This window comes from Kitasatospora sp. NPDC059599, assembly GCF_042735125.1.
Taxonomy (GTDB): domain Bacteria; phylum Actinomycetota; class Actinomycetes; order Streptomycetales; family Streptomycetaceae; genus Kitasatospora.
Map to the genome: position 1 here is coordinate 1 of NZ_JBHWCL010000065.1, position 26,913 is coordinate 26,913.

The 26,913-nt window shown below is 72.6% G+C and carries 24 protein-coding genes; 4 read left to right on the forward strand and 20 right to left on the reverse strand.

Annotation, left to right across the window (positions count from 1 at the left end; genetic code table 11):
* Positions 1 to 61: 61 nt before the first annotated feature.
* The 13 genes from ACFV04_RS22645 to sigJ form a co-directional block, all read right to left on the reverse strand.
* Entirely contained in the window at positions 62 to 1,096 is a 1,035-nt protein-coding gene (locus ACFV04_RS22645; protein WP_380348223.1) for a PstS family phosphate ABC transporter substrate-binding protein, read from the reverse strand.
* Between the two features lie 431 nt (positions 1,097 to 1,527).
* Positions 1,528 to 1,932: a hypothetical protein gene (locus tag ACFV04_RS22650; RefSeq protein ID WP_360258620.1), complete on the reverse strand. Its 405-nt coding sequence runs from the start codon at positions 1,930 to 1,932 to the stop codon at positions 1,528 to 1,530.
* Positions 1,922 to 2,380 carry a hypothetical protein gene (locus ACFV04_RS22655; RefSeq protein WP_380531574.1) on the reverse strand — a complete coding sequence of 153 codons (459 nt, stop codon included), beginning with the start codon at positions 2,378 to 2,380 and terminating at the stop codon, positions 1,922 to 1,924. Before ACFV04_RS22655 ends, ACFV04_RS22650 begins: the two co-directional genes overlap by 11 nt.
* Before the next feature lie 202 nt (positions 2,381 to 2,582).
* A complete protein-coding gene (locus ACFV04_RS22660; RefSeq protein ID WP_380348229.1) occupies positions 2,583 to 4,394 on the reverse strand; it encodes a GAF domain-containing protein in 1,812 nt (603 codons plus the stop codon).
* A gap of 176 nt (positions 4,395 to 4,570) precedes the next feature.
* Positions 4,571 to 8,068 (reverse strand): thiol reductant ABC exporter subunit CydD, encoded by a 3,498-nt coding sequence (gene cydD, locus ACFV04_RS22665; RefSeq protein WP_380531577.1) that lies wholly within the window; start codon positions 8,066 to 8,068, stop codon positions 4,571 to 4,573.
* Positions 8,069 to 8,072: 4 nt separating this feature from the next.
* The gene (gene cydB / locus ACFV04_RS22670) at positions 8,073 to 9,107 is read right to left on the reverse strand and encodes a cytochrome d ubiquinol oxidase subunit II (protein ID WP_380531580.1); all 1,035 of its coding nucleotides are present in this window, start codon (positions 9,105 to 9,107) and stop codon (positions 8,073 to 8,075) included.
* A gap of 45 nt (positions 9,108 to 9,152) precedes the next feature.
* A complete protein-coding gene (locus ACFV04_RS22675) occupies positions 9,153 to 10,697 on the reverse strand; it encodes a cytochrome ubiquinol oxidase subunit I (RefSeq protein ID WP_380348215.1) in 1,545 nt (514 codons plus the stop codon).
* 384 nt (positions 10,698 to 11,081) lie between these two features.
* A complete protein-coding gene (locus tag ACFV04_RS22680; RefSeq protein WP_380531583.1) occupies positions 11,082 to 12,452 on the reverse strand; it encodes an oxygenase MpaB family protein in 1,371 nt (456 codons plus the stop codon).
* Positions 12,436 to 13,011, reverse strand: coding sequence for a Uma2 family endonuclease (locus ACFV04_RS22685; RefSeq protein ID WP_380348211.1), 576 nt, complete (start codon positions 13,009 to 13,011; stop codon positions 12,436 to 12,438). Before ACFV04_RS22685 ends, ACFV04_RS22680 begins: the two co-directional genes overlap by 17 nt.
* Before the next feature lie 211 nt (positions 13,012 to 13,222).
* Entirely contained in the window at positions 13,223 to 14,185 is a 963-nt protein-coding gene (locus ACFV04_RS22690; RefSeq protein WP_380531587.1) for an LAETG motif-containing sortase-dependent surface protein, read from the reverse strand.
* A gap of 258 nt (positions 14,186 to 14,443) precedes the next feature.
* The gene (locus tag ACFV04_RS22695; protein WP_380348207.1) at positions 14,444 to 15,955 is read right to left on the reverse strand and encodes a sensor histidine kinase; all 1,512 of its coding nucleotides are present in this window, start codon (positions 15,953 to 15,955) and stop codon (positions 14,444 to 14,446) included.
* A gap of 15 nt (positions 15,956 to 15,970) precedes the next feature.
* Positions 15,971 to 16,759 (reverse strand): response regulator transcription factor, encoded by a 789-nt coding sequence (locus ACFV04_RS22700; protein WP_380348205.1) that lies wholly within the window; start codon positions 16,757 to 16,759, stop codon positions 15,971 to 15,973.
* A 218-nt stretch (positions 16,760 to 16,977) separates the two neighbouring features.
* Entirely contained in the window at positions 16,978 to 17,886 is a 909-nt protein-coding gene (gene sigJ, locus ACFV04_RS22705) for an RNA polymerase sigma factor SigJ (RefSeq protein ID WP_380348227.1), read from the reverse strand.
* A gap of 201 nt (positions 17,887 to 18,087) precedes the next feature.
* On the opposite strand from sigJ, the gene ACFV04_RS22710 reads away from it, so the two are divergent.
* Positions 18,088 to 19,221 carry a nuclear transport factor 2 family protein gene (locus ACFV04_RS22710; RefSeq protein ID WP_380531592.1) on the forward strand — a complete coding sequence of 378 codons (1,134 nt, stop codon included), beginning with the start codon at positions 18,088 to 18,090 and terminating at the stop codon, positions 19,219 to 19,221.
* A gap of 76 nt (positions 19,222 to 19,297) precedes the next feature.
* Here the strand turns inward: ACFV04_RS22710 and aspS are convergent, their stop codons facing one another.
* Positions 19,298 to 20,605, reverse strand: a complete 1,308-nt coding sequence (gene aspS / locus ACFV04_RS22715; protein WP_380348201.1) for an aspartate--tRNA(Asn) ligase — start codon at positions 20,603 to 20,605, stop codon at positions 19,298 to 19,300.
* Between the two features lie 141 nt (positions 20,606 to 20,746).
* The gene (locus ACFV04_RS22720; RefSeq protein ID WP_380531595.1) at positions 20,747 to 21,475 is read right to left on the reverse strand and encodes a TetR/AcrR family transcriptional regulator; all 729 of its coding nucleotides are present in this window, start codon (positions 21,473 to 21,475) and stop codon (positions 20,747 to 20,749) included.
* A 109-nt stretch (positions 21,476 to 21,584) separates the two neighbouring features.
* On the opposite strand from ACFV04_RS22720, the gene ACFV04_RS22725 reads away from it, so the two are divergent.
* Positions 21,585 to 22,256: a DUF4386 domain-containing protein gene (locus tag ACFV04_RS22725; RefSeq protein WP_380531598.1), complete on the forward strand. Its 672-nt coding sequence runs from the start codon at positions 21,585 to 21,587 to the stop codon at positions 22,254 to 22,256.
* A gap of 14 nt (positions 22,257 to 22,270) precedes the next feature.
* Here the strand turns inward: ACFV04_RS22725 and ACFV04_RS22730 are convergent, their stop codons facing one another.
* The 3 genes from ACFV04_RS22730 to ACFV04_RS22740 form a co-directional block, all read right to left on the reverse strand.
* Positions 22,271 to 22,630, reverse strand: coding sequence for a YciI family protein (locus tag ACFV04_RS22730; RefSeq protein ID WP_380348196.1), 360 nt, complete (start codon positions 22,628 to 22,630; stop codon positions 22,271 to 22,273).
* 132 nt (positions 22,631 to 22,762) lie between these two features.
* A complete protein-coding gene (locus ACFV04_RS22735) occupies positions 22,763 to 23,707 on the reverse strand; it encodes a methyltransferase domain-containing protein (RefSeq protein ID WP_380531601.1) in 945 nt (314 codons plus the stop codon).
* Positions 23,708 to 23,942: 235 nt separating this feature from the next.
* The gene (locus tag ACFV04_RS22740; RefSeq protein ID WP_380531604.1) at positions 23,943 to 24,335 is read right to left on the reverse strand and encodes a hypothetical protein; all 393 of its coding nucleotides are present in this window, start codon (positions 24,333 to 24,335) and stop codon (positions 23,943 to 23,945) included.
* A gap of 245 nt (positions 24,336 to 24,580) precedes the next feature.
* Here ACFV04_RS22740 and ACFV04_RS22745 point away from each other — a divergent pair, with 245 nt between their 5' ends.
* Entirely contained in the window at positions 24,581 to 25,156 is a 576-nt protein-coding gene (locus ACFV04_RS22745; protein ID WP_380531607.1) for a hypothetical protein, read from the forward strand.
* Positions 25,157 to 25,160: 4 nt separating this feature from the next.
* Complete coding sequence (locus ACFV04_RS22750; protein ID WP_380531610.1) at positions 25,161 to 25,727, forward strand: DUF6529 family protein; 567 nt, start codon at positions 25,161 to 25,163, stop codon at positions 25,725 to 25,727.
* Between the two features lie 45 nt (positions 25,728 to 25,772).
* Here ACFV04_RS22750 and ACFV04_RS22755 read toward each other — a convergent pair whose 3' ends face one another.
* The gene (locus tag ACFV04_RS22755) at positions 25,773 to 25,991 is read right to left on the reverse strand and encodes a DUF397 domain-containing protein (RefSeq protein WP_380531613.1); all 219 of its coding nucleotides are present in this window, start codon (positions 25,989 to 25,991) and stop codon (positions 25,773 to 25,775) included.
* Positions 25,966 to 26,832, reverse strand: a complete 867-nt coding sequence (locus ACFV04_RS22760) for a helix-turn-helix domain-containing protein (RefSeq protein WP_380531616.1) — start codon at positions 26,830 to 26,832, stop codon at positions 25,966 to 25,968. The genes ACFV04_RS22755 and ACFV04_RS22760 overlap by 26 nt, the downstream gene beginning before the upstream one ends.
* Between the last annotated feature and the right edge of the window lie 81 nt (positions 26,833 to 26,913).

Sequence of the window (26,913 nt, forward strand, 5' to 3'; positions counted from 1 at the left end):
GGGCGGGGGGGGGGGGCGGGGGGGGGGAGGCCCCGCGGCCGCCGGTGAGGTGCGGGGTGGCTCAGGAGTGGGTGACGCTGCCGCAGGCGAAGGAGGACAGCGGCAGGAAGCCGAAGCTCTTGATGTCGGCGGCACCCTTGGTGCAGATCCAGCCGCCCTTGCCGAAGATGGCGCGCAGGGCGGTGCCGTGGGCGTCGGTGGCGGTCCACTCGGCGTCACGGAAGACGTTGTAGACCACGCGGGAGTACGCGGTGGCCGCGAACGCGGAGCTGATGGTCTTGTTCACGGTGTCGACCGGGGCGACGCCGTCGACGTTGCGGATGGTCAGCGGGCCCTGGACGTCGGCGCCGCTGCCCTTGCCGAAGTAGACCTGGCCGATGTAGTGGGCGGCGGAGTAGGGGACCACCGAGTTGACGTCGGCCAGGGCCGGGTCGCTGCCCTGGTTCTCCTGGGTGCCGCTGGTGACGCAGGCGCCCGGGGTGACGGCGGTGCCGCCACCGATGGTGGTCAGGAAGAAGGAACGGGTGCCGGAGCTGGCCTGCGGCAGGAAGGGCTTGATCGTGGCGTTCGGGAGCGACGCGCTGATCTGGTTCCAGTTGGTGACCGTGCAGGTGTAGATGTCCTTCAGGTTCTGCGTGGTCAGGTTCGCCGGGGCGTTGCCGGCGGCCGGGGCGGCCCAGGCGACGGCGTCCTTGGCGAGGGCGACGAAGTCGTCGGTGGTCGGGTCGCTCGCCTGCGGGGCGCGGGAGGAGCGGGCGAAGTCGACGGTGGCGCTGGTGTTGGCGTTCAGCGCGGTGATGCCGGCGCCGGAGCCGTTCGGGCGGGTGATCGCGGTGGCGCCCGACTTGGTGGTGATGGTGCCGGAGGGGATCGCGTCCCAGCTGTACAGGTGCGGGTCGCTCGGGTTGGTCAGGGTCGCGTTGTAGTCGGCGGCGAGCTGGTTCAGCACGGCCTGGGTGGTGTCCGAGCCGACGCCCACGATGTCCTGGGAGTTCGGCAGGCCGGCCGGGTCGGCGACGGCGGTGCCGGCGAAGACGGTGGCGACCGAGGTCGCCAGCGCGGCGGCGGCAAGCAGGTTGGCAGCGGTCTTACGCATGTTTCTCTTCCTCCGGTGGGAGAGACGTCCATCGCGTGAACCCTTGCTCCGGTCGGGAGTTCGGGGCCGGTGGCCGCGTCCGCTGCGGCCTGTCCGGCAGTGCAGATCCTGTCCGGCGGGCGGGTTCCGCCGGAAGGGAGGTCGAGGGCCGCCGGGGAATGTCGACTCATCGGTTCAGCGAGGTTTAGGCACTGGTCAGCGTGGACGCGACAGGGGCGGGACCGGGCCTCCGAACCCGGTCGACGTTCTTCTCCAGGAGGCTGCTCGGGGTGTTGCCGGAAACCTGGGCTTCACCGGAAACGCACGAACGGAACGCCGCCCACGACCCATCGGCGGCGAACCGTGCCGTTGCGATGGCGAACCACCGCACGGCGACGACGGACCACGGCATGCGGGCGGCTGACCACGGCATGCGGCACGCGGGCGGCGGGCTACAGCGGCCGGCGGCCGTCGCGCCCCGAACGGCGCAGTTCCTGCCCCACCCACTGCAGAGCGGCCAGGAATCCATCGATCCCGGCCTGGCACTGGTCGCGCCGCAGGTACCCGCGGGCACTGCGGGCGACCGGAACGGCGGAGGCCGCCCCCGGCCGGGTGCTGCGCACCGGCAGGGAGGCGGCCCAGACCCACTGACGCCCCTCGGACTGGCTGATCGAGCACCGCAGCGCGGCCCGCTCGATCAGCAACTCTCTTACCGCTTCGGCCAGTTCCTCCTCGGTGCGGTAGGTGCGCACGCCGACGCCGAGTGGTCGGCCGTTGGCGGCGCGCAGCGCCCAGCCGAGGCAGCGGTCGGCCGCGGGCACGACCAGCAGCCGCGGACCGCGCCGCTCAGTGGCCATCGGTGCGTCTCAACGGCACTGCGCGCTCAGGCAGTTCGCGCGGCGGCAGGTCGCGCGGCGCCGACTCGCGCGGCGGCAGGTCGCGCGGCGGCTGCTTGGCGAGCAGCACCACGAACCGCCGGAAGGCGTTCTGGCAGGTCGCGTACCGCTCGTACGCGCGGCTGGAACGCACCTCGGGGAGGTTGCGCGCACCCGGCACGACCCAGATCCAGCCGATGCCGTCCCGGACGTGGGTGATGCGGGCGGTCAGCTCGGCCGCCCCTGCGCGCAGGCCGTCGAAGCAGCGCTCGGCCTCACCGGCCGTTTCGAACGCGGCCGGGGTGATCGCGACCACCCGGCCGTTGGGCGCCTTCAGTTGCCAGCGGTAGCGCCCGTCCGCGGTCCGTTCGGCGCGGAACCCCCCTCGACTTGCCCCTGCTGCGGTGTGACCGCGGCCGGAAGCGTCCACTGCCCCCTCCGTCCGGTTACCTTCCGGTTTCCCCTCCGAGCGGAGCAAAGCTATGTGTGCACACAGAGCCCCGGAAAGCCCAGAACGTTCACAACTTGCTCCGTTGGTCGGGAAGTTCTCTCTCGTTTAACTTTCACTTGTCTTTACCCGAGGGCTTTGCGAATGCCTTCGGAACCCGCCCGGACAGCCCCCGGGAACACCCTCAGAGCCGGGACGTCCAGCGCACCACGGTGCCCTTCCGGTAGGGCCCGCCCTCGTGCCAGGCGTCGCCGCCGAGCGCCTCCGCCCGCCGGGTGAGGTTGAGCAGCCCGCTGCGCCGGCCGCCCTCCGGGATGCCCACCCCGTCGTCGGTCACGGAGAGCAGTACGCCGGGGCGACCGCTGCGATCCAGTGAATCCGGGTCGCCGCCGACCGGCCGACCGTCGTCGCCCAGGTGGACGGTGGCGTCGATCTCCACACCGACCCGGGAGGCCCGCGCGTGCCGGGCCGTGTTCGACAGCATCTCCCGTAGTGCCGCCAGCAGTTGACGGCCGGTCTTCTCGCCGACCAGGCTCTCCACCGGGCCGACGAAGCTCACCGCCGGTTTGAAGCCGAGGGCCGCGGCGGCCTGGCTGGCCTCCCGCAGCACCCGGGTGCGCAGGGTGTCGGGCGCGTCGCCGTGGTTGTCGTGCTGGAGGGCGTAGATGGTGGTGCGGACCTCCTGGATGGTGGCGTCCAGTTCGTCGACCGCCTTGCCGATGCCGGTCCGCACCTCCGGGACGATGGCCCGCCGGGCCGCGCTCTCCAGCATCATCCCGGTGGCGAACAGCCGTTGGATCACCAGGTCGTGCAGGTCCCGGGCGATCCGGTCGCGGTCCTGGAAGACGGCCAGCCGCTGCTGGTCGCGCTGGCCCTCGGCGAGCCGCAGGGCGAGGGCGGCCTGGGAGGCGAAGGTCTCGGCGAGCTGCTTCTCGCCGTCGGTGAACGGCCGGGCGCCGCACGGCCGCCAGACGCAGAGGCCGCCGAGCACCCGCCCGGCGGCGATCATCGGCACGGCCATGGACGGGCCGAAGCGGCGGGCGAGCCGCATCACCACGGTCGGGTCGCTGGACATGTCGTCCAGCCGGACGCTCTCCCCCTCCAGCAGCCGGGCCGCGAAGCTCTGCTTGGGCAGCAGTTCGCCGCGGACGAACTCGGCCACCTCGCCGGAGGCGTGGGCGACCCGCATCTGCCCGTCCTCCTCACCCTCCGGGCCGGTCGGCAGCAGGATCATGCCGAGGGCGGCGTCCGCCAGCTCCCGCACCTGTTCGGCCGCGACGGTCAGGGCCGTCTCGGCCTGTTCGGCGGAGAGCAGCGCGGTGGTGACGGCGGCGGCACCGGCGATCCAGCGCTCGCGGCGGCGGCCCTCCTCGTACAGCCGGGAGTTCTCGATCGCCACGCCGGCCGCGGCGGCGAGGGCGTGCACCACCTGCTCGTCCTCGGGAGTGAAGGCGCCGCCCCCCTTCTTCTCGGTGAGGTAGAGGTTGCCGAACACCTCCTCGCGGACCCGGATCGGCACGCCCAGGAAGGTCTGCATCCGCGGGTGGTGCGGCGGGAACCCGGAGGAGCGCGGGTCGGTGCCGAGGTCGGCCAGCCGCAGCGGTTCGGGGCGGTCGATGAGCGCGCCGAGGACGCCGCGGCCGGCGGGCAGGTCGCCGATCTCGGCGGCGGTTTCGTCGGCGACGCCGACGTGGATGAAGTCGGCCAGGCCGGTGCCGCCGGGGGCGATCACGCCGAGCGCCGCGTAGCGGGCGTCGACCAGTTCGGCGGCGCCGGTGGCGATCCGGTGCAGGGTGGCGTGCAGGTCCAGGCCGGCGCCGATGGCGACCACGGCTTCCAGGAGCCGCTGCATCCGGTCGGTGACGGCGGCGGCCGACTGCAGGCGCTCGGCGACCTCGGTGACCAGGGTGTCCAGGCCGAGCGAGGCGATCTCGGGCACCCGATGGGGTGTCGGCTCGGGGGTGGCCTCGGAGGTGGCCTCGGGAACGTCCGGCATCGGGTCCATGAAGAAAGCCTAGTTTGTACGCTTTTCAGACGAAGGACGGCACGACCGGCCCCCACCGGGCGCATCGGCTGGGCGGTCGGCGCACCGCGCGCACGGGGCGCACCGCGCGCACCGGACACACCACGCGCACCGGGCCCACCGGGCGCACGGGGATCGGCGGCCCGGTCTCAGCGCCCGGCCGGCTCCAGCAGCCCGTCCGCCTCCCGCTCCCGCCGCCACATCGCGTGCAGCCGCCCGTCCGGGTCGGCGACCAGCTCGGACCAGCGGCCCCGCTCGGCCACCCGGCCGCCGTCCAGCACCAGCACCTCGTCCACCGTGGTGTCGTCCAGCCCGGCCAGCCGGTGGGTGATCAGCACGGTGGTGCGGCCCTCGGTGGCGGCCAGCAGGTCGGCGGTGAGCGCGTCGGCGGTGGGCAGGTCGAGGTGCTCGGCGGGCTCGTCCAGGACCAGTACGGGGAAGTCCGCGAGCAGGGCCCGGGCGAGCGCGAGGCGCTGGCGCTGGCCTCCGGAGAGCCTGGCGCCGTGCTCGCCGACCATGGTGTCCAGGCCGTCCGGCAGGCTCCGCGTCCAGTCCAGCAGCCGGGCGGCGGCGAGCGCGGCGCGCAGTTCGTCCTCGTCCGCGGCGGGCCGGGCCAGTCGCAGGTTCTCCCGCAGCGAGCTGTCGAACACGTGCGCGTCCTGGGCGCAGAGCCCGATCACCCGGCGGACGTCCTCGCCCGCGAGCTCCCGGCTGTCCACAGCCTGTGGACGGCCGGCGGCGAAGGTGACGCTCCCGGCGCCCGGCTCCAGGAAGCGCAGCAGCGCCTGGGCGAGGGTGGTCTTGCCGGAGCCGGACGGGCCGACCACGGCGATCCGGCGGCCCGGGGCGAGGTCGAGGTCCACCCCGGCGAGCGCGTCGGACGCCTGCCCGGGGTGCCGCACGGTCAGCCCGCGCACCGCGACCGGCAACGGCTCACCGGGGAGTTCCGCCGGGTCCGCCGGCTCCGTCACCGGCGAGGGGGCGTTCAGCACCTCGTCGAGCCGGGCCCGGGCGGCGCGACTGCGCTGACGGGCCTGGACGGCGAGCGGCATCCCGGTGACGGCCTCGAAGGCGGCCAGCGGGGTCAGCACCACCACCGCCAGGCAGACCGGCGCCAGCGCCCCGCCGCGCACCCCCTGGACGCCGACGGCCGCCGCCGCCGTCACCGTCAGCCCGGTGAGCAGCGCGATCAGTCCGGTGCCGAGCGCCGTGGTGGCGGCCGAGCGGGCGGCCAGCCGGGTCAGCGCGGCGTCGGCGCCGCGGACGGCGGCGAGCCGGGCGGGCAGCGCGCCGGCCACGGTGAGTTCGGCCGTGCCAGTGAAGGCGTCCACCACGGTGGTGGCCAACCGCCCGCGCGCCGGGGCCTGCCGCCGCTCGGCGCCGGCCGACCAGCGGGCGGCCAGTGCGGGCACCAGCACGCCCGCGAGCAGCAGTCCGAGGCCGAGCACGGCCCCGGCGGCGGGCAGGAAGGCGGCCATCGCCAGCGTCGAGCCCAGCCCGACCACGCCGGCCACGGCGGCCGGCAGCCGCCAGCGCAGGTAGTGGTCCTGGATCGCGTCCACGTCGGCGACCAGCCGGGAGAGCAGGTCGCCGCGCCGGAAGGCGGGCAGGCCGGCCGGGGCGAGGGCGCTCAGCCGCCGGTGGACGGCGGCCCGCAGGGTGCCGAGGGTGCGCAGCACCGCGTCGTGCGAGACGAGCCGTTCGGCGTAGCGGAAGACGCTGCGGCCGATGCCGAAGGCGCGGACCGAGGTGACGGCCATCATCAGGTAGAGCACCGGCGGCATCTCGGAGGCGCGGGAGATGAGGTAGCCGGAGGTGGCCATCAACGCGACGGCGCAGCCGAGGGCGAGTGCCCCGAGCAGGACGGACAGGGCCAGCCGGGGCGTGCTGCCGGCCTCGGTCTCCGGTTCCCCGGGGACGGCGGGGGCGGCGGTCGGGCGGCCGCTGTGGGCGAGGGCGGGGACGGGTCCCGCGGCGGGGAGGCCCTCGGCCGGGGGCGGCGGGAGCAGCCGGACCCGCTGGTCCGCGACGGCCAGCAGGGCCGGCCGGTGCGCGACGATCAGCACGGTGCGCGCCGGGTCCTCGGCGAGCGTCCGGACGGCGTCCACGACGGCCGCCTCGGAGGCGCCGTCCAGGTGGGCGGTGGGCTCGTCCAGCAGCACCAGCGGCCGGTCGTCGGCGAGCAGCACCCGGGCGAGGGCGAGGCGCTGGCGCTGCCCGGCGGAGAGCCCGGCGCCGTCCTCGCCGAGCCCGGCGGCCAGGTCGGTCACGAAGTCGAGCGCGTGCGCGGCCCGCAGCGCCGTCCACAGCTGCTCGTCGGTCGCGTCGGGCCGGTAGAGCCGCAGGTTGTCGGCGACCGTCCCGGCGAACAGGTGGGGGTGCTGCGGCACCCAGGCGATCTGCCGCCGCCAGCTCCCGGGTTCCAGGTCGGCCAGGTCGTGGGACCGGCCGTCGGCGGCGGTGATCCGGACGGTGCCGGTCCCGGGGGCGGTGAGGCCGAGCAGGACGGCCAGCAGGGTGGACTTGCCGGCGCCGCTCGGGCCGGTCACGGCCGTGCTGGAGCCCGGACGCAGGGTCAGCGCGGCGCCGTCCAGGGCGGGCCCGGTCCGTCCGGGGTGGTGGACGACCAGCCCGTCCGCCTCGATCAGGGCGCCGGCCAGGTCGGGCGCGGGCACCGTGCCGGTGGCGGGCAGCGGGGTCTCCAGCACCCGGAACAGCTCGTCGGCGGCGGTCAGCCCCTCGACGCTGGAGTGGTAGAGCGCGCCGACCTGGCGGATCGGGACGTACACCTCGGGGGCGAGGACCAGGATCAGCAGCCCGGTCTCCAGGTCGAGCGTGCCGTCCACCAGCCGGAAGCCGACGGTGACCGCGACCAGGGCGACGGACAGGGTGGAGAGCAGTTCGAGGGTGAAGGAGGAGACGAAGGCGATCCGCAGGGTGCGCAGGGTGGCCCGGCGGTAGTCGGCGGTGATCCGGGCGATGGTGGCGGCCTGGGTGCGGGCCCGGTTGAACACCTTGAGGGTGGGCAGCCCGGCGACCACGTCGAGGAAGTGGTGGGAGAGCCGGGCCAGGGTGTCCCACTGCCGGTCCATCCGGGACTGGGTGGCCATCCCGATCAGCACCATGAACAGCGGGATCAGCGGCAGCGTCCCGGCGATGATCGCGGCCGAGGTGAAGTCGACGCCGACGATCCGCAGCAGCACGATCACGGGGACGACCACGGCCAGCGCCAGCTGCGGCAGGTACCGGGCGAAGTAGTCGTCCAGTGCGTCGACGCCGCGGGTGGCGAGGGTGGTGAGTTCTCCGGTGCGCCGGCCCGCCAGGTAGGACGGACCGAGCGCGGTGGCGTGGTCGAGCAGCCGCAGCCGCAGGGTGGACTTCACCCGGGCGACGGACCGGTGCGCGGTGAGTTCGGTGAGCCAGCCGACCAGCCCGCGCCCGAGGGCCGTCAGGGCGAGCAGCAGCAGCGGCGCGGTCAGTTCGGCGAGGGTCGCACCGCGTTGGAAGGCGCGGACGACGATCTCGGCGATCAGACCCGCCTGGGCGACCACCAGGGCCGCACCGGCCGCGCCGAGGAGCACGGATCCGGCGAGGAAGGCCCTGGTGGTGCGGGCGTACCCGAGGAGTCGGGGGTCGACCGGCTTCATCGCGTCAGCCCCGGTCGAGCGGGGCGGCGGGGGCGGCGGGGGCGTGCCCGGGGATGTGCTGGACGCCGATCCGCTTGCGGAACACCCAGTACGTCCAGCCCTGGTAGAGCAGCACCAGCGGGGTGAACACCGCCGCCACGACGGTCATCAGCTTCAGCGTGTACGGCGAGGAGGCCGCGTTGCCGACGGTCAGGCTCCAGGCCGGGTTCAGGGTGGACGGCATGACGTTCGGGAAGAGCGCCAGGAAGAGCATCGCGACGGCGGCCACGACGGTCGCCCCGGAGAGGACGAACGCCCAGCCCTCACGGCCCAGTTGGTTGGCGACCAGGGCGCCGGTCAGGGCCAGCACGGCGATCACCAGGGCGACCAGGCTGCGGCCGTTGCCGTTGTGGCCCTGCGTCCAGACCAGGAAGACCAGGGCCAGCACGGCCGTCACCAGTCCGGCCTGCAGGGCGGCCCTGCGGGCCCGCTCGCGGATCTCGCCGACCGTCTTGAGCGCGGCGAACACCGAGCCGTGGAAGGTGAACAGGGAGAGCGTCACCAGGCCGCCGAGCAGCGCGTACGGGTTCAGCAGGTCCCCGAGGGTGCCGACGTAGTTCTTCTGCGCGTCGATGTCCACGCCGCGCACGATGTTGGCGAAGGCCACGCCCCAGAGGAAGGCGGGCAGGAGCGAGGTCCAGAAGATGGCCTCCTCCCAGTTCCGCTGCCAGCGGGCGCCGTCACGCTTGGCCCGGTACTCGAAGGCCACGCCGCGGACGATCAGGCAGACCAGGATCACCAGCAGCGGAACGTAGAAGCCGCTGAAGAGCGTCGCGTACCAGTCCGGGAAGGCGGCGAAGGTGGCGCCGCCGGCGGTCAGCAGCCAGACCTCGTTGCCGTCCCAGACCGGGCCGATGGTGTTGATCAGCACCCGGCGCTCGGCGGTGTTCCGGGCCAGCGGCTTGGTCAGGATGCCGATCCCGAAGTCGAAGCCCTCCAGGAAGAAGTAGCCGATCCACAGGACCGCGATCAGCACGAACCAGACGTCGTGGAGTTGCATGTCAGATCCTCAGTTCCCCAGTGGTCCTCAGTCGTCCCGGGTGCCTCAGTACGCGAAGGCGAGCGGCTTGTCGGCGTCCTCGCCGGAGGACGGCCCGCGCAGCGAGGGGTCCTCGGTGGGCGGTTGCTCGGTCACCACCGGGCCGGCCTTGGCGTACTTGACCAGCAGCCGGACCTCGACGACCGCGAGGATCGCGTACAGCGTGGTGAAGGTCGCCAGTGCGCCGATCTGGGTGCCGACGCCGACGTTGGGCGAGACCGCGCTGGAGGTGGTCATCAGGCCGAAGACGGCCCAGGGCTGACGGCCCATCTCGGTGAAGATCCAGCCGAAGCTGTTGGCGATCAGCGGGAATCCCATGGTCAGGATGCCGATCCGCCAGCTCCACGTGGTCAGCAGCGGGCCGAGTTCGCGCCCGGGGGTGAGCATCAGCCGGGGCACCTCGGTCTCGCCGGTGCGGAACTCGGGCCGCAGGAAGAGCTTCCTGCGGGTGGTCCAGAGTCCGATCAGGCCGGCCACGAAGGAGGTCATCCCGAAGCCGATCATGAGGCGGAAGCCCCAGTAGGTGACGAAGATGCTCGGGATGTAGTCCTTGGGGTCGCCGCCGTGCCGGGCGGCCTCGGCCGCGGCGGTGTCGTTGATGCCGGGGACGGAGGAGCTGAAGTCGCTGTGGGCGAGGAAGGAGAGTATCCCGGGGACCTCCAGCGCGACCGAGTTGTGGCCCTTGCTGACGTCGCCGACCGCGAAGACCGAGAACGGCGCGGGCGACTGGGTGTCCCACAGGGCTTCGGCGGCAGCCATCTTCATCGGCTGCTGCTCGAACATGACCTTGCCCAGCTCGTCGCCGCTGAGGGCGGTGCCGGCGCCGAAGACCACGGCGAGCACCAGGCCGAGCCGCAGCGAGGTGCGCATCGAGGCGGTCTTCTTCGCGTCGGCGGTCTCCGGCCTCCGCTTGGCCTTCCAGAGGTGGAACGAGGAGATGCCGACCATGAAGGCGGCGCCGGTGAGGAAGGCGGCGGTCAGGGTGTGGGCGACGACGGTCAGGGTGGTGTTCTGGAACAGCACCGCGGTGATGTCGGTCAGCTGCGCCTTGCCGGTGGCCGGGTCGATCGCGTACCCGACGGGGTGCTGCATCCAGGAGTTGGCGGCCAGGATGAAGTAGGCGGAGAGCACGGTGCCCAGCGCGACCATCCACATGCAGGCGCAGTGGATCTTCCTCGGCAGCTTGTCCCAGCCGAAGATCCACAGGCCGATGAAGGTGGACTCGAAGAAGAAGGCGATCAGCGCCTCCATCGCGAGCGGGGCGCCGAAGACGTCGCCGACGAAGCGGGAGTAGTCGGACCAGTTCATGCCGAACTGGAATTCCTGGACGATTCCGGTGACGACGCCCATCGCGATGTTGATGAGGAAGAGCTTTCCCCAGAACTTGGTCGCGTGGAAGTACTTCTCCTTGTTCGTCCGCACCCAGGCGGTCTCCAGGCCGGCCACGACCGCGGCCAGGCTGATCGTGAGCGGAACGAAGAGGAAGTGGTAGACGGTGGTGATGCCGAATTGCCATCGCGCGATGGTCTCGTGAGCGATTGCCAGTTCCACGTCGCCCTCTCTCCCAGCCGGCCCGTACTCCGACGGGCTCATTCCGGACAAACATCTTCTATAGCCGTAGACCGCTGCCGAACCATGCAAGCTTGTCCGCTTGTGAACGTGAACACGTTCACAAGCATCAGTATCCACCATCCTTACGGGGGAATTGCAGGTGGGGTGGGGTTGACAGCCCTGTGGGGTGCGTCACGGTGCGGTCACGGTGTGCGGTGCGGTGCGCACAGTCTGCGGACCGGGCCGGTGGCGGGGCAACGAACGAGCGGGCGGATGCCGGCGGGTTCTTGGCCGAACCGGCGCTTGACAGGCCGACGCCCCGCTCGCGACGGCGAACGGGGCGTGCTACGGCCCGGGCGGGCAGGCGGGCGAGAGGGGTGCCGGTCAGGCGCGGCCGAGGAGCTGGGTGCCCGAGGTCGAGTCGGCGCGGGCGGTGAAGAACTCGGTGAAGCCGTGCAGGAACTCCTCCCGGGTGATCCGCCCGTCCCCGTCCGTGTCCAACTGGCGGAAACCGTGCGACAGCTCGGCCGGGTGCACCCGCGGACCGCCGAACACCGCTTGGTACTCGTCGAACTCCAGGAAACCGCTGCCGTCGGTGTCGGCCGCCGTGAACACCGCCCGCAGCGCGGGCAGCAGCCCCTGCTCCAGGTACGTCCCGTCGCGGTCCAGGCCGGCCGCGGTCGCGGCCACGAACTCCTCCCGGCTGACCTTGCCGTCACCGTTGGCGTCCATCGCCGCCCGCAGCTGCTCCCACCAACCCTCGAAGGCCTCGTGGACCCGCGCCTCGCCGGCCTCGTCCAGCTCCAGCTGCCAGCACACGTTGTGCGCCATCGCCCGCAGGTCGTGCACGGTGACGAAGCCGTCGCCGGTCTGGTCCAGCACCTCCCGGAAGAACCGGTCCAGCCGCGACCCGCGAGGGTCGCGCTGCGGGCGGTAGCGGCGGGGCGGCCCCTGCTCGGCCGGGGAGCGGTAGCGCATCCGGTCCGGGAGGAGGCGCACCAGCGCCCCCGCACCCCGGTGCAGCACGACGGACAACAGCTCCGCCCGCCTGGTGGGGACCATCCCGAAGCGCTCCCGCACCACCGGCGGCAGGTCCGCCACCGTCAGCTCGGTGATCACCCGGGCCACCAAGCGCCGCAGCACCCGCCACCCGGCGTCGCCGAGGAACCACAGCCGCCGCGGCCGGGGCGCCTCCCGCAGCAGGTCGCCCATCAGGTAGCGGGCCGCGTCGGTGAACTCCAGCTTCTCCCGGGCGTACCGGGCGAAGTAGGCCGGCAGGTCCTTCGCCGTGGCGGGCAACTCCCCCTCGGGCAGGTCGAAAGCCGCGACCGCGCCCTTGAACTCCGCGTACGCCTCCTCCGACTGCCCGGCGTCGTAAGGGTCCCCGCCGAGTCGGCGCATGGCGACCACGCACTCGAAGAGCGTCAGCAGCACCCACGCCCTGGTCGCGGCGTCCCGGGCGTCGTACGCCCGCCCGTCCGGCGCCGTCCCCCGGATCCGCTTGTGCGCCCGGTCCAGCCGGGCGACCTCACGCCGCAGCGTCTCCGCATCCTGGTAGAACAGCCGCCGCCCGCTGCCGAGGGTGTGCTCGATCCGCCGCCACGGGTGCGCCCGGTACGTCGAGTGCTCCGACATCCCGGCCCCCACCACCGGATCCGCCGCCTGCAGCACCAGCAGCCGCCAGGCGACCAGGGCGACCCGCCACTCCGACAGGTCCCGCTTGAACGACACCTCGCGCTCAGCCACGGAGCTCACCGGTGATCTCCGGGCCGATCACGAAGCCCTTGGCGGGGCCCTCCGGGATCACGGCCTCCTTGCCGTAGGGGACGCGGGTCGAAGAGGCGTAGTCACGGCGCTCGGAATCCGGGCGGGTCAGAACGGTCACGGTGCCACCATGGTCGTAGTCGTCGATGATCACGTACACGGGAATCCCCGCCGAGGCGTAGGTGCGTTGCTTGATGCCGTGCTCACGGCTGACGTGGCAGTCGGGCCACACGATCTCGCCGACCAGGGGGATCCCACTGGCGAACAGCCCCACGCCGTCCGGGTGTTCGATCCCGGTGCCACTCGGGGCCAGGGCGATGTCGGGCATCATCGCTTTCGTCCCGGCGATGAGGTACCGGCCCCGCGTCGGCTCGTGCCCGGCCCCGCCCAGGTGGTCCTTCAACGCGCTTCGGAGTCTCCGGCCCACCCCGGCACGGCGGGCGCCACCGATGACCGAGATGGTGATGCAGTCCTCGTCGATCTCGGCGCGCGCGTGCTTCGGGACGGTGATGGCCTGCCAGGCCTCCCAGAGCCGCTGATCAGAATCCACGATGGTCTCCCGGTCGCCGAGTGAGCTCCTGGACCATCGCACACGACCGGGGGGCCACCCGGGTGAACGGGTTCCGGTTCACCCGATCGGGGCGTTTCGGGCCGGGAACGCCACGACCGCAGGACGGGCCGGGGCCTGTCCTGCGGTCGCGGGTGCGGTGCGGTGCGGTCGGTGCGCGGCCTCCTCCCGAGCGGACGCGGACCGGGGTGGGTCAGCGGGTCGCGCGGGCGGCCGGCTTGCGGCGGGAGACGTAGAGGGCGGCGGCGCCGAGGCTGACGGCGAGGCCGGAGCCCAGCGCCAAGTACGGGGTGGCCGGGCCGGAGCCGGTCTCGGCGAGCTCGGTGGTCGAGCCCGTGGTGGTGGCCGCCTGCGAGGTGGCCGGAGTGACGGCGGTGGTCGAGGTGACGGCGGTGGTCGACCGGTCCGACGTGGCGGTGGCGGTCGAGGCCTCGGTGGTGTCCGAGGCCGGGGTGACGGTGGTCGGCGGCCCGGCGGGCTTGTCCACCGGCTGCTGGACCGGCTGCTCGACGGGCTTCTCGACGGGCTTCTCGACCGGCTGCTCGACCGGCTTCTCCACCGGCTTCTCGGCGTCCGCCTTCGCGTCGGCGAGCGCCTTGTCGGCGGCGGCCTTGGCGGCGGCCGCCTTCTCGGTGGCGTCCTGCGCGGCGATGACCTTGCGGAGTTCGGCGATCCGGTCGTCGTCGATCGCCCGGCCGGCCGCGTCGACGGCCGCCTTGGCCTCGGTCTCGGCGGTGTGGGAGGCGTTGGCGGCGTCGAACGCCTTCAGCATCGCCTCCCTGGCCTTCTCCAGGTCCTCCTCCTTGGCCTTGCCGTACGCGGCGGCGGCTTCCCCGGCCGCCTTGTCGAGGGCCTCCCTGGTCGCGGTGGCCTTCGCGGCGGCGGCCTTGGCCGCCTCGAACGCGGCTCGGAGGTCCGCCGGGGCGGTCCAGGCGTCGAACTTGGCCTTGAGGTCGGCCTCGTGGGCCTTCGCGGCCTCGTAGGCCTTGGCCGCGTCGGCGGCGGCCTGCTCCAGCTCGGCGATCGAGGCGTTCTCGCTCCGGGTCTGCGACGCCGAGGCCGTCGTCGCGAAGGCCGGTGCGGCGGAGAACGCGGCTGCGGGCACGATCACGGAGGCGAGGACGGCGGCCGAGACCAGCGAACGGCGGAGTTTCACAATGACCCCTTTCGGGTCGGAAAGAAAGCAAAGGCCTTGGTCCGTAACGGTGGTGACGGCCAGGCAGTGCCGATCATAGGCAGACGCTTTCTTGACGCTCCATGCCGGATTCCGGCAATGTCCGGGCGCTCGACTTTCCTGGTTGACGGGATCATTGACGAGTCGACAAAGGGCGCGCAAAGTCCCGTCGACGAGGTGACCCGCCCTGCGGAAGGGCGGCCCGCCGCCGGGCGGGCCCGCTGTCAGGAAGGCCCGCTGTCAGGAAGGCCGGTCGCCGTCGTGGGGCAGTTCGACCCGGAAGGTCGCGCCTTCGCCCGGCGCGGTTTCCAAGCTGAGGGTCCCGCCGTGCGCGCGGGTGAGGGCGGTGGCGATGGCGAGGCCGAGTCCGGCGCCGCCGCCGTTGTCCCGGCTGCGTGAGGCGTCGACCCGGAAGAAGCGGTCGAAGACCCGTCGGGCCTGCTCCTCGGTGAGGCCCGGCCCGGCGTCGGCGACCTCCAGCAGGCAGGTGCCGTCGGCGCGGGCGCCCACGCCGATCCGGACCGGGGTGCCGGCCGGGGTGTGCTTGACCGCGTTGCCGACCAGGTTGGTCACCACCTGCCGCAGCCGGGCCTCGTCGCCGACGACGGGCGCCGCGCCGGGCGCGCCCGTGCCGGAGGGGCCGGTGAGCGCGACCGGGCGGCTGGGGTCGAGCGCGGTGAGGTCGTGCAGGGCGTCGGCGGCGAGGGTGCGCAGGTCCATCGGGGCGAGGTCGAGCGGGCGTTCCTCGTCCAGCCTGGCGAGCACCAGCAGGTCCTCGACCAGGGCGCCCATCCGGTCGGCCTCGCTCTCGATCCGGGTCATGGTGCGCTTGACGTCCGCGTCGGTGGGCAGCGCGCCCATCCGGTACAGCTCGGCGAAGCCGCGGATCCCGGCCAGCGGGGTGCGCAGTTCGTGCGAGGCGTCCGCGACGAAGCTGCGCATCCGGGCCTCGGACTCGGCACGCGCCTCGAAGGCGGCCTCGATCTGGGTGAGCATGCCGTTGAGCGCGACGGCCAGCCGTCCGACCTCGGTGCCGGGGGAGAATTCGGGCATCCGGTGCGACAGCTCGCCGGCCGCGATCCGCTCGGCGCCCGCCTCGATCCGCCGCAGCGGCCGCAGGCCGGCCCGCACCGCGAAGAAGCCGAGTGCGGCGATCAGCACCAGGACGGCGCCGCCGATGGCCAGGAAGGAGGTGCTGAGCTTGCCGAGGGTGTCGTCGATGTCCTCGCGGGAGACGGCGACCATGACGTAGGTCGGGGTGACCGCGGGTGAGGCGAAGGTGCTGGGGTTGACGGTCTGTCCGCGGGGCGTCTGGAGCGGCAGCACCAGGACCCGCCAGCGGTGCTGGCCGCGCTGGTCGGGCAGGTCGAAGGGGACGTCGGGGGCGGTCCGGGTCGGGTCCAGCCCGGCCAGCTGGGGTGCCGGGTCGCTGTCGGAGACGGGCTGGCGCATGACCGTCTGGACCTTGCCGTCCGAGGACAGGAACTGCACCAGGTACTGGCTGGGCAGGCTGACCCGGCGCCCGGTGAGGCCGGGCCGGCCGGGGGCCGGCGAGGTGGCCTGCGCCGGAGGCTTGCGGGACAGCGGCAGCCCGTAGCGCTGGAGCTGCTCGTCGAGCTGCTCGACCAGCTGGGACCGGACGGTACCGAGGACGAAGGTGTCGCTGACCGCGAGCCCGGTGGTGACCAGGACGAGCGCGAGCACCAGCAGCCGGGCGCGCAGCGACAGCCGTGAGGAGAAACGGGCGAACACGGGCGTCGGTACCGGTCAGCCCTGCGGGGGGCGGCGCAGTGCGTAGCCGATGCCGCGCACGGTGTGGATCAGCTTGGGGCCGTGGGCGGGGCCGGAGTCGAGCTTGCGGCGCAGGTAGGAGATGTACGACTCGACGATGGAGAGGTCGCCGCCGAAGTCGTAGGCCCAGACGTGGTCGAGGATCTGCGCCTTGGAGACCACCCGGCCGACGTTGGCCATCAGGTAGTGCAGCAGCTTGAACTCGGTCGGGGAGAGCGAGACCGGGGTGCCGGCGCGGGTGACCTCGTGGGCGACGGGGTCGAGGCTGAGGTCGGCGACGAGCAGCCGGCCGTCCTCGGCCGGGCCGCCGGCCCGGCGCAGGATGGCGCGGATCCGGGCGATCAGCTCTTCGAGGCTGAACGGCTTGGTGACGTAGTCGTCCGCGCCCGCGGCGAGGCCCTGGACCTTGTCGCCGACGCCGTCCTTGGCGGTGAGGAAGAGCACCGGCAGGTGGTCGCCGGGGTGTCCGTGCGCGGGCCCGGCTATCTGGCCGCGGCTGGTGCGCTCGCGCAGCTTCTCGACGACGGTGAAGCCGTCGAGGTCGGGGAGCATCACGTCGAGCACGACGAGGTCGGGGCGTTCGACGGCGATGAGGTCGAGCGCCTCGGTGCCGCTGGCGGCGGAGGCGACCCGGAAGCCGGAGAAGCGCAGCGAAGCCGCGAGCAGCTCGCGGATGTTGGGTTCGTCGTCCACGACGAGCAGGAACGCCTCGCCCTGGCCTCCGGCCACCGTGGAGCCGCCTGGTGTGGTGACAGTGCCTTGCACGGGGCTTTCGCCTCCCGGTCGGACGATGACGTTCAGCATGAGGCTAGCCCCCGGAGGCTACGCGGCATGGATGAATGTTGGATTAACACCTTATCGGTCGGTTTTACGCCGACAAGCCCATAGAGGGGCGCTCGGTGGTGTGCGCACGGGCGTGCACACGACCAGTGCGCTCCCGCGCAACAGTGCCCGCCCCCACCCCTCCACCGGTATGACCCAGGTCACTCCCGCACGGACGGGCCTCCGCCCACCGGGTGCGGGTCCGTCCACGGGCGGAGCTTATCCGGATTGCGCACCGCCCAGACGTGCGTGATCAGGCCCCCGACGACCCGGAACGCGAGCACGGTGACGGTGACCCCGCCCTGCTGGGCGACCAGCCCGGGCCGGCCGTTGACGGTGCGCTCCAGCAGCGTCGTGGCCGGCGCGACACGGGCGATCTCCAGGTAGGCGCGGGCGATCGGCCCGTTCCCCGAGAGCGGCTGCGGCAGCGCACCGACCAGACCGCCGCTGTCCGCGACCACGGTGGCGTCCGGGTCGAGCACGCCCATCAGCGACTTCAGGTCCCTCGCCTCCCAGGCCCGCTTGAACTCCCGCACCACGGCCGCCTGCGCGCCCGTCGGCGCCACCGGGGCCTGCGCGGCGCGGACCCGGCGGCGGGCGGAGGAGGCCAGCTGCCGGCAGGCCGCCGGCGACCGGCCGACGATCGCGGCCACCTCCGCGAACGGGTAGCGGAAGACGTCGTGCAGGATGAAGGCGACGCGCTCGGCCGGCGTCATCGCCTCCAGGACGACCAGGAACGCCATGTCGACCGACTCGTCCAGGGTGACCCGGTCCGCCGGATCCGCCGCCGCGGCCGTCGCGGACGACGTCCACTCCCGGTGCTCGGGCAGCGGCTCGGGTATCCACTCGCCCACGTAGCGCTCCCGCCGCACCCGGGCCGAGCCCAGCAGGTTGAGGCAGATCCGGCTGGCGACCGTGGTCAGCCAGCCGCCGGGCGAGCCGATCGCCTCCCGCTCCCGCCGGGGCATCGCGTACCAGCGGGCGTAGGTCTCCTGCACCACGTCCTCGGCGTCGGCCAGCGAGCCGAGCAGCCGGTACGCGAGACCGGTCAACCGGCGCCGCTCGCCCATGATCGCGCCCGGGCCCGGATCGGGCCGCCCGGTCGCGGTGTCGTCGTCCGTTCCCTCGTCCCGCACCGTTCCCCACCCCTTCGTCTCGTCGGTCCCCTCACTGCTTCGACAGCACAGCACACCGGAACGTGACGTCCGGCCCCCGCCTCACATTCCGGCGCGCCGTCCGGTCGTACCGGACAGAGGGAAACGGAGGACCCGATGAACGACTTCCAGGCGACCGCCGACCGCGTCGAGATCCAGGCTCTGCAGGGCGAGTTCACCGACGCCGTGATGATGCGCGACCGCGCCCGCCTCGCGCGGCTGTTCACCGCGGACGGCGTGCTGCGGATGCCGAACGTGCCGATCGAGCTGGTCGGCCCCGAACAGATCCGCCTCGGCGGCGAGAAACTCCAGGAGCAGTGGGACTTCTTCGTCCAGACCACCCACCCCGGCGCGATCGAGATCGACGGCGACACCGCCACCGGCCGTGCCTACCTGCATGAACTCGCCCGCCTCAGGAGCGGCTTCCAGGGGCTCAACTACGCTGTCTACCACGACCGTTACCAACGGACTCCGGACGGCTGGCGGTTCACCGAGCGGGTCTACGAGGTGCGCTACCTCGACACCACCCCGCTGGCGGGCTCGGCACCGGGCTCCACCGGGCCGCACGCGGCTGCTCCGACCCGGCGCAGCACGGCGCCGGCCCCGGACAGCACCGCGCCGGCCCAGCACGCCACCGCGCCGGCCCCGTACACCGAACCGGCCCCGGCCGAGCGCCTGGAGCGGGCGGCCGCCGCCCTGCGCGCCAACGGTTTCGCCGTCGAGGTCCTGGACGACGCCGCCGCCGCGCGCGCCCGGGTCGCGGAGCTGCTCCCGGCGGACGCCACCGTCCTCACCGCGGCGAGCGAGACCCTCCGGCTGTCCGGAATCGACGAGGACGTCAACGGCACGGACCGCTACCGGGCCGTCAGGCGGCTCGCGTCGGCCATGGACCGGGCCGCCGAGGCGGACGGAATCCGCCGCATCATCGCCACCCCGGACGTCGTCGTCGGCAGCGTCGCCGCCGTCACCGAGACCGGCGCCCTCGTCGCCGCCTCCGCCGGCGGCAGCCAGCTGACCGCGTACGTCGGCGGCGCCGGCCGGGCGGTCTGGGTCGTCGGCGCGCAGAAGGTGGTCCTCGACCTGCCCACCGCCCTGCGCCGCGTGCAGGACCACGCGCTCCCGCTGGAGTCCGCCCGGGCCGAGACCGCCTACGGGCAGCCGAGCGCCGTCAACCAGCTGCTGGTGCTCAACGCCCCGGCACGCATGACGCCAGGGACGGTCCTGCTGCTGCGCGAGGCCATCGGCTACTGAGGGACGCCTTCGGCACCGGAAGTCGGCCGAGCCGACTTCCGGTGCCGAACCCGTCCTACGCCGAACCCGTCCACGCCTACGGCTCCAGGCGGTGCGGCCCCCGGAACAGGAACGTCGCCTCGCGGATCGACGGCAGGCCGAGGGCGAGCATCAGCAGCCGGCCCAGCCCCAGCCCGAAGCCGCCGTGCGGCGGGGTCCCGTAACGGAAGCAGTCCAGGTAGCCGGAGAGCGGCCCCGTGTCCATGCCCTTCTCGCGGGCCTGCGCCACCAGCCGGTCGTACCGGTGCTCGCGCTGGGCGCCGGTGGTGATCTCGACGCCCTTCCACAGCAGGTCGAAGGACTCGGTGACGGTCGGGTCGTCCTCCGGCCGCAGGTGGTAGAACGGCCGCACCGAGGCCGGGAATCGGGTGACGAAGACGAACTCGTGCCCGGTCTCCTCCGCGACCAGGGCGCACAGCGTCCGCTCGCCCTCCGGGTCGAGGTCGTCCTTCACCCCCTCCGGGTCCCAGCCCGTCGCCCGCAGCCGCGCCAGGGCGTCGGCCATCGTGATCCGGGGGAACGGCAGCTCGGGGACGACCACCGGCGTGCCGAAATGCTCGGCGATCGCCCCGCCGTGGCGCTCGGCCACGGCAGCGAGGGCGCGGTGCAGCAGCCGCTCCTCGAAGGCCATCACGTCCTCGACCCCGTCGATCCAGGCGATCTCGGCGTCGACGCCGGTGAACTCGGTGGCGTGCCGGGCGGTGAAGGACGGCTCGGCCCGGAACACCGGCCCGATCTCGAAGACCCTGTCGATGCCGCCGGCGATCGCCATCTGCTTGTAGAACTGCGGCGACTGGGCGAGGTAGGCGGTCCGGCCGAAGTAGCCGACCTCGAACACCTCGGCGCCGGACTCGGAGGCCGTCCCCATCAGCTTCGGCGTGTGCAGCTCGGTGTACCCCTCCTCCGCGGTCACCTCGCGCATCGCCCGCTCGACGGTCGTCTGGACGTCGAAGACCAGGTGCTGGGCGGGGCGCCGGATGTCGAGGAACCGCCAGTCCAGGCGCTGGTCGATGCCGGTCCTCTCGTCGATCGGCAGCTTCGGCTCGGCGGGCGAGACGATCTCCACCCGGGACGGGACGATCTCCAGACCGCCCAGCTTGACCTGCGGGTTCGCCACCACCCTGCCGGTGATCTTCACCGCCGACTCGACCGTCACCTGCTCGAAGGCCGCCTCGATGACGTCGCCCTCCCCGCCGCGCGGGTGGGTGACCTGGACGAGGCCGGTGTGGTCGCGGACCAGGACGAACTGCAGGCGCCGCTGCAGCCGCAGCGTGTTCACCCAGCCGTAGACGGTGACCGTCCCGCCGATGCGTGCGGGGAGGTCTGCGACAAGGGTGCGCGTCATGGCGGCAACTCCCTGGGTTGCGGGCGCGTTGGTCGCGCCGAACGACGAGCGGTAAACGGCCGCCCGGGGGACGTGCCCACCCTAGGCGGTCGAGCTACCGACGGTCGCCCGGTTTTCACCCGGCCCGCTCGCCCGGCCCGCTCACCCGCCGTCGGAGCTCCAGCCGCACTCGTGGAGTCGGGCGAAGCCGTCGAGGAGCAGGTCGAGGGCGAACTCGAACTCGAACTGGTCGTCGCAGCCGCCACCGACGACCGACGCACCGTCGTGGGCCCGGGCCGTGGCGATCTCGGCGATGTGCGGGTACCTGGCCGCCATCGCCCGCAGCGCGGCCGCCTGCTCGCCTTGATCGCCCCGTCCGGCGGGATCGGCAGGATCGGCGGGATCGGCGGCCGGGGACGCCGGGAACAGCTCCTGGGTGAAGCCCCAGACGCGGCTGCCCAGCGCGTGCATCGCGTGGTGGGTGAGGTCGACGGACAGGCCGCCCCTGCGGAACGTGCCGATGACGGAGTCCAGGTAGTCCAGCACGGCGGGCGTGGGGGTGCCGCGGGACTCGATGGCGCGCAGGGCCCACGGGTGCCGCAGCAGCGCCCGCCGGGCGGACAGGACGCGGTCACGGACCGCTCCGCGCCAGTCGGGGCCGTCGGCCGGCGCGTCGATCTCGCCGACGACGAGCTCGACCATGCCGTCGAACAGCTGCTCCTTGTTGGCCACGTGCTTGTAGAGGGCCATCGGCACGACGCCCAGCTCCTGGGCGAGGCCGCGCATGCTCAACGCCTCGATCCCGGACTGGTCGGCGCGCGCGACGGCGGCGCGCAGCACGCGGTCGCGGTTGAGCGGCTTCCGGCGCTCGGTGTCTGCCTGTTGAGCCATGGTCCTCACCGATCTCCTTGACAGGTGTACGGGGTACACCCTAGCGTCGGACAGGCAGGTGTACGGCGTACACCTCCCCTGTTCCGCCCCCTCGCCGAAGGAGCCCCCCATGGCCTCACCGAGAACCCTCGCGACAGCGGCGGGCACGTGCTTCCTCGCCACCCACGTCACCTCGATCGGCGGGCTCGTCCTGTACGGACCGGTCCTGAAGGCCGCCGACTACGTGGTCGGCGCCGGACCGGACACCCGGCTGCTCCTGGGCGCCCTGTTCGAGGTACTCCTCACCATCGGCATCATCGGCACCGCGTTCACGCTGTACCCCGTCGCCCGGCGGCACGGCGAAGGCCTCGCCGCCGGGTACCTCGGCCTCCGCACCCTGGAAGCCGCCGTCATCGCCGTCGGCATCGTCAGCCTGCTGGCCGTCGTGACGCTTCGCCAACACCCGCCGCAGGGAGCGGACAACGCCTCACTCCTCACCGTGGGCCGGGCCCTGGTCGCCGTCCACGACTGGACGTTCCTGCTCGGCCCCAACTTCGTCTGCGGAGCCAACACGGCGGTGCTCGCGCTCCTGCTGTACCGCGCACGGCTGGTACCGCGCTTCATCGCCGTCCTGGGGCTCGCCGGGGGCGCACTGATCTTCGCCTCCGCGATCGCCGTCCTGTTCGGCGTCTACCAGCAGGTCTCCGGGTTCGGGATGCTCGCCGCCGTACCGGTGTTCGCCTGGGAACTGTGCCTGGCCGTCCGGCTGATCACCAGGGGATTCGACCCGGCCGCCGCCTGACCGGGGTCGTGGCGTCAGCCCATGCCGAAGTGGTCGTGGACCGGCCGCACTTCGACCGCCACGACGTGGAAGTCCAGGACGCGCGCGGCGATCTCCCGCGCCCGTTCGGGGGTCGCACAGTCGATCACGTAGTAGGCGGTGAGGTGCTCCGCCGCCTCCGCGAACGGCCCGTCCGTCGCGGTCGTGCGGCCCCCGTTCCACCGGAGGGTCGTCGTGTCCGCCGGAAAGGCCAGACCCGCTCCGTTCAGCATCTCCCCCGAGCCCTCCAGGTCCCGGTGCAACGCCTCGTGCCGGCCGAACACGTCGGCTCGCTGTTCGTCGGTCATCGCGGCCGTCGCCGCCGGATCCGCGTACATCAGCACCATGTACTTCATGGCCCGATCCTCGCACCGGATCCCGCCGCACCGGCTCGACGCACCGCCCCGACGAGTTCGACCACAACCGACCGTTCGGCGAGCACCTGATCCGGGGTGGGCCGCTGTGGTGGGTGGTCCGCAGGGGTGGGGTCAGAGGTCCCAGCTGAGCGTGGTGCCGTCCGGGGCCGCGTAGGTCACGTGTTGGGCCTCCGGGCCGGCGTCGAGGGTGAACCACTCGCGGCGGGGGCGGTTGTGGGTGAGCCAGCTCTTGTGGGCGGCGTCGAGGTCCGGCAGTTCCCGGGAGGTTCCGAGGAGGTGCAACACGGCCCAGAACGCGAAGGCCGGGTCGTCGAGGACGCGGGGGTCGGACTCCACGGCCGGGCGCCCCGGCCCGGACGCGACCGGGCGGGGGAGGAAGCGGCCGACCGCACGCCCGTCCGCCAGCTTGGTCAGCCTGGCTACCGCGCCGGCGACCGGGGCGACGACGAGGCCTCCCGGGGCGCACTGGTCGAGCCAGGCCCGGGGGATGCGCCGGACCTCTCCGGTGGCGATGATCCGGTCGTACGGCGCCCCGGCCGGGTGCCCGTCGGCGCCGTCGGCCTGGACGACGGTGGGCGCGAAGCCGGCTTCGCCGAGGCGGGTGCGGGCGGCGGTCACCAGGCGCTCGGCGCCGTCGATGCTGGTGACGGTCGCGGCGCCGGCGAGGTGGCAGAGCAGGGCCGTGGTGTGGCCGGTGCCGGTGCCGATCTCCAGCACCCGGTCGCCGGGCCGGACGTCCAGTGCGTCGAGCATGTCGGCCGTCAGGCCCGGCAGAGCGGCGGTCGATGTCGCGACCCCGCCGCGGAACCCCCCGGGGGCGGCGTCCTCGGCGTGGACGCCGTCGACTTCGGTGACCAGCGCCCGGTTCGCGTACACCTCCCGCAGCCAGGAGTCGTCCGCGAAGTCGTCGGCGCGCCAGGGGAGCCGGAGGCCGCTCTCCTCGCGGTAGAACACCGGGACGAAGGGGTGGCGCGGCACTTCGAGGAATGCTTCGACCACCCGGGCCGACAGGCCTGCGGATTCCTGCTGGAGTTCCGACGCCAAGTCGGCTTTCACGCAAAGAAGTTGGTCGACATTGTGAAAGTCGTTCGCCATGCCCGGTCGTCCCTTTCCCTGGTCGGTCGCAGACGTCGGGGCATACCGGTCCCCTTCTTGACGAAACGTCAAGGACCGTCCAGTCGTCCCGCTTCCCCCGCGACCGGCGCCCCCGATGCTCCCGAAGGTGTGAACACATGGTCAAGACTTGTGAATCGGGGAAGTGGGAAATTCGAGGGGCGGCGCACCGGCCGTTTCAGCTCTCCGGGTAGACGGCTCGCAGAGCGGAGCCGCGGGTGAGGACGGCGACCGCGACCAGGGCGAGGACGGAGAGCCCCTGGAGGACGGCGTACCAGGGCGGGCAGAGGCCGGGGACCAGATCGACGCCGATGACGGCGACCGGCATGATCGTGGCGAGGGTGCGGACGCGGTCGAAGGCCTTGGCGGACCCCTCCGCCGCCCGGGTGACCATCCGGTGGATCAGCGGGGCGGCCGCGAGGAGGATGCCGCCGCGGATCCACATGAACGCGGTCGTCCCGTGGCCGGTGGACGCCATCACGGCGACCGTGCCGAGGACGACGGCACTGACGGCACCGTAGAGCGCGACGCACTTCTTGACCGTGCTGAAGATCTCCTGGCTGGTGGCCATGGTCCTGCTCCTCCGTGTCGTGGTGGAAACGACGCTAGGGAGCACAGGACCGCCCGGGTACCGGTCCAGCCGTACACCCGGGTGGGGCTGGACCCACCCTCGGCCCCGGCGGCGGCGTGGCACCGTCGGCCATCAGGGTTAACGGCGGGCCCGCGTTGCCCGCCCCCTGGCGTGCCGAGCGGAGCGACGCGCCCGTTCAGGCTGAAGTGGCGACACCCGTTCCCACCTGTGTCGGAGAGAAGACCATGAGGAATACCCGCTCGCTGACCACCGCGGCCGCCACCGCCGCCGCCCTGGCCATCCTGGTGTGCGGCGGCTGCTCCAGCAGCAAGAGCACGACGTCCACGGCGACCACGGCACCGGCGACCACGGCACCGGCGACCGCCACGGGCAGCCCGACGGCCGCACCGACCTCGGCGGAGAGCGCGAGCCCGTCCGCCGCGATCAGCGGTACGGCCGCCACGATCTCGTCGACCACCGTCGGCAAGTACCAGAACTTCCTGGTCGACGCCCGCGGCAAGTCGCTCTACCTGTTCGAGGCCGACACCTCGTCCGCCTCGACCTGCTACGACGCCTGCGCCACCGCCTGGCCGCCCGCCCTGACCACCGGCGCCCCCACCGCCACCAACGGCGTCGACCAGGCCAAGCTCTCCACCAGCACCCGCAAGGACGGCACGACCCAGATCGTCTACAACGGCCACCCGCTCTACTACTTCGAGGGCGACACGGCCCAGGGCGACACCAACGGCGAGGAGTCCAGCGCCTTCGGGGCCACCTGGTACCTGATCAACACCGCGGGTAACAAGATCGAGGGCAGCTGAGCGGATGAACGGCGTCGAACGGCCGTCCCGCCCCCGGCGGGCCCCCGGCCTCCTGTGGGCGCTCCTGCCGGTGGCGGTGACGGCCGGCCTGTACTGGTACGGCCGGGCGCACACCCCGGACTACACCAGCAGCCTCTTCGGCCGCCGCTACGACGACGCCAACCAGCTCAAGGCCCAGCTCGGCACCGCCCTGCTGGGCCTCGCGCTGATCCAGCTCCTGCTGGCGCTCTGGATGTACGGGCGGCTGCCCGGGCTGTCGGCCGCGCCCCGGGCGGTCCGGACCGGACACCGACTGGTCGGCCTGGCGGCGTTCCTGCTCTCCCTGCCGATCGCCTACCACTGCATCACGGCGTACGGGGTGCAGCTGACGACCGCCCGGGTAGCCCTGCACTCGATCGCCGGGTGCTTCCTCTACGGCGCGTTCGTCGCCAAGGTCATCGTGGTCCGCCACCGCCGGCTGCCCGGCTGGGCCCTGCCCACGGCGGGCGGCGCCCTGGTCGTCCTGATCGGCGTGCTCTGGTACAGCGCGGCACTGTGGCGCCTCAACGGCTACCAGGTGCCCGGCCTGTGAGCGGGTGGCGGCCCCTTGCGAAGGAGCGAGGGGCCGCCACAGTCGTTAGCTGCCTGCGGTGAGGTGGTCGAACTCGCCGGCCTTCGCACCCTGGAGGAAGGCCGCGAACTTGGCCGCGCTGGTACGGACGATGACGTCACCCTCATCGGACTCACGGAGTTCGATCACCCCGTCAACGGTCCGCACCTCTACACATTCGGAGTTCGCCGCCGAGTAACTTGACTTCTGCCAGGTGGAGTTAGGCATGTTTTCTTTCCATATCATTCTTGATGGATTGAATGAACTCCCGGGACTCCTCCTCCGAGAGAGCCGCCGAATCGATCCTTTCGAGCAAGGATCGGAACTGCGCGATGCGGGCCGGCGCATCAAAGACCACACTGTCGAGACCTGAGTCCATCTGCGCCGCGTCGAGCTCGGGAATCGGACCTTCAACGTACGTGAAGTTCTCGTGATTGGCCGGAAGCGCATCCACGTTGAACAGCACGACTCGGATCGAGATGGTCGCCCGCTCCGAGTCGTCGATCAGGCTGCCGAGCTGCTCGGCCTGGATCTCGGGCCCGCTGAACTGCATGCGCAGCGCTGCCTCATGAATGTACGCGGAGTACGGGGTTTCGCCGGATCGGACCACGTGCTGGCGCCGCAACCGGAAGGCGGTCCGCAGATCGACCTCGTGCTGGGGAAGAAGCGGGAAGCCGCGTGCGAAGACAGCTGAGGCGTAGGAGGTTGTCTGGAGCAGCCCGGGAATGAAGGCCATGGTGTAGGTCGAGAGTCCGTGGGCGCGCCCCTCCATCTCGGCCATCTCCAGGAAGTGTTGCGAGAGGCGCCCTCGATACTCCTCCCACCAACCACCCTTGTCGCGGTCCGTGATGATGTCCGCCAGCGCGTCGATCAAGGGCTCGTTGACGCACATGCACAGCGCGGCGATCGTGCGCAGGCGCTCGACGCTGATGCCGGTCCTGCCGCTCTCCATCTGGGTCACGTGGGCCGGGTTGATGCCCAGCGCGCGGGCGAGCTGACTGCCGCCGAGGCCGGCCTGCTCCCGCATCCTGCGCAGTTCGGCACCCAACCGCAGCTGGCGGAGAGTTGGGTTCGATCGAAGAGCCATGGGGACAGTCTGCCTCAGTGCCGAGACCACGTTCGGGGGAACTTTCGGCCGTCCGCCACAAATCTGTGGCGGACACCGCTA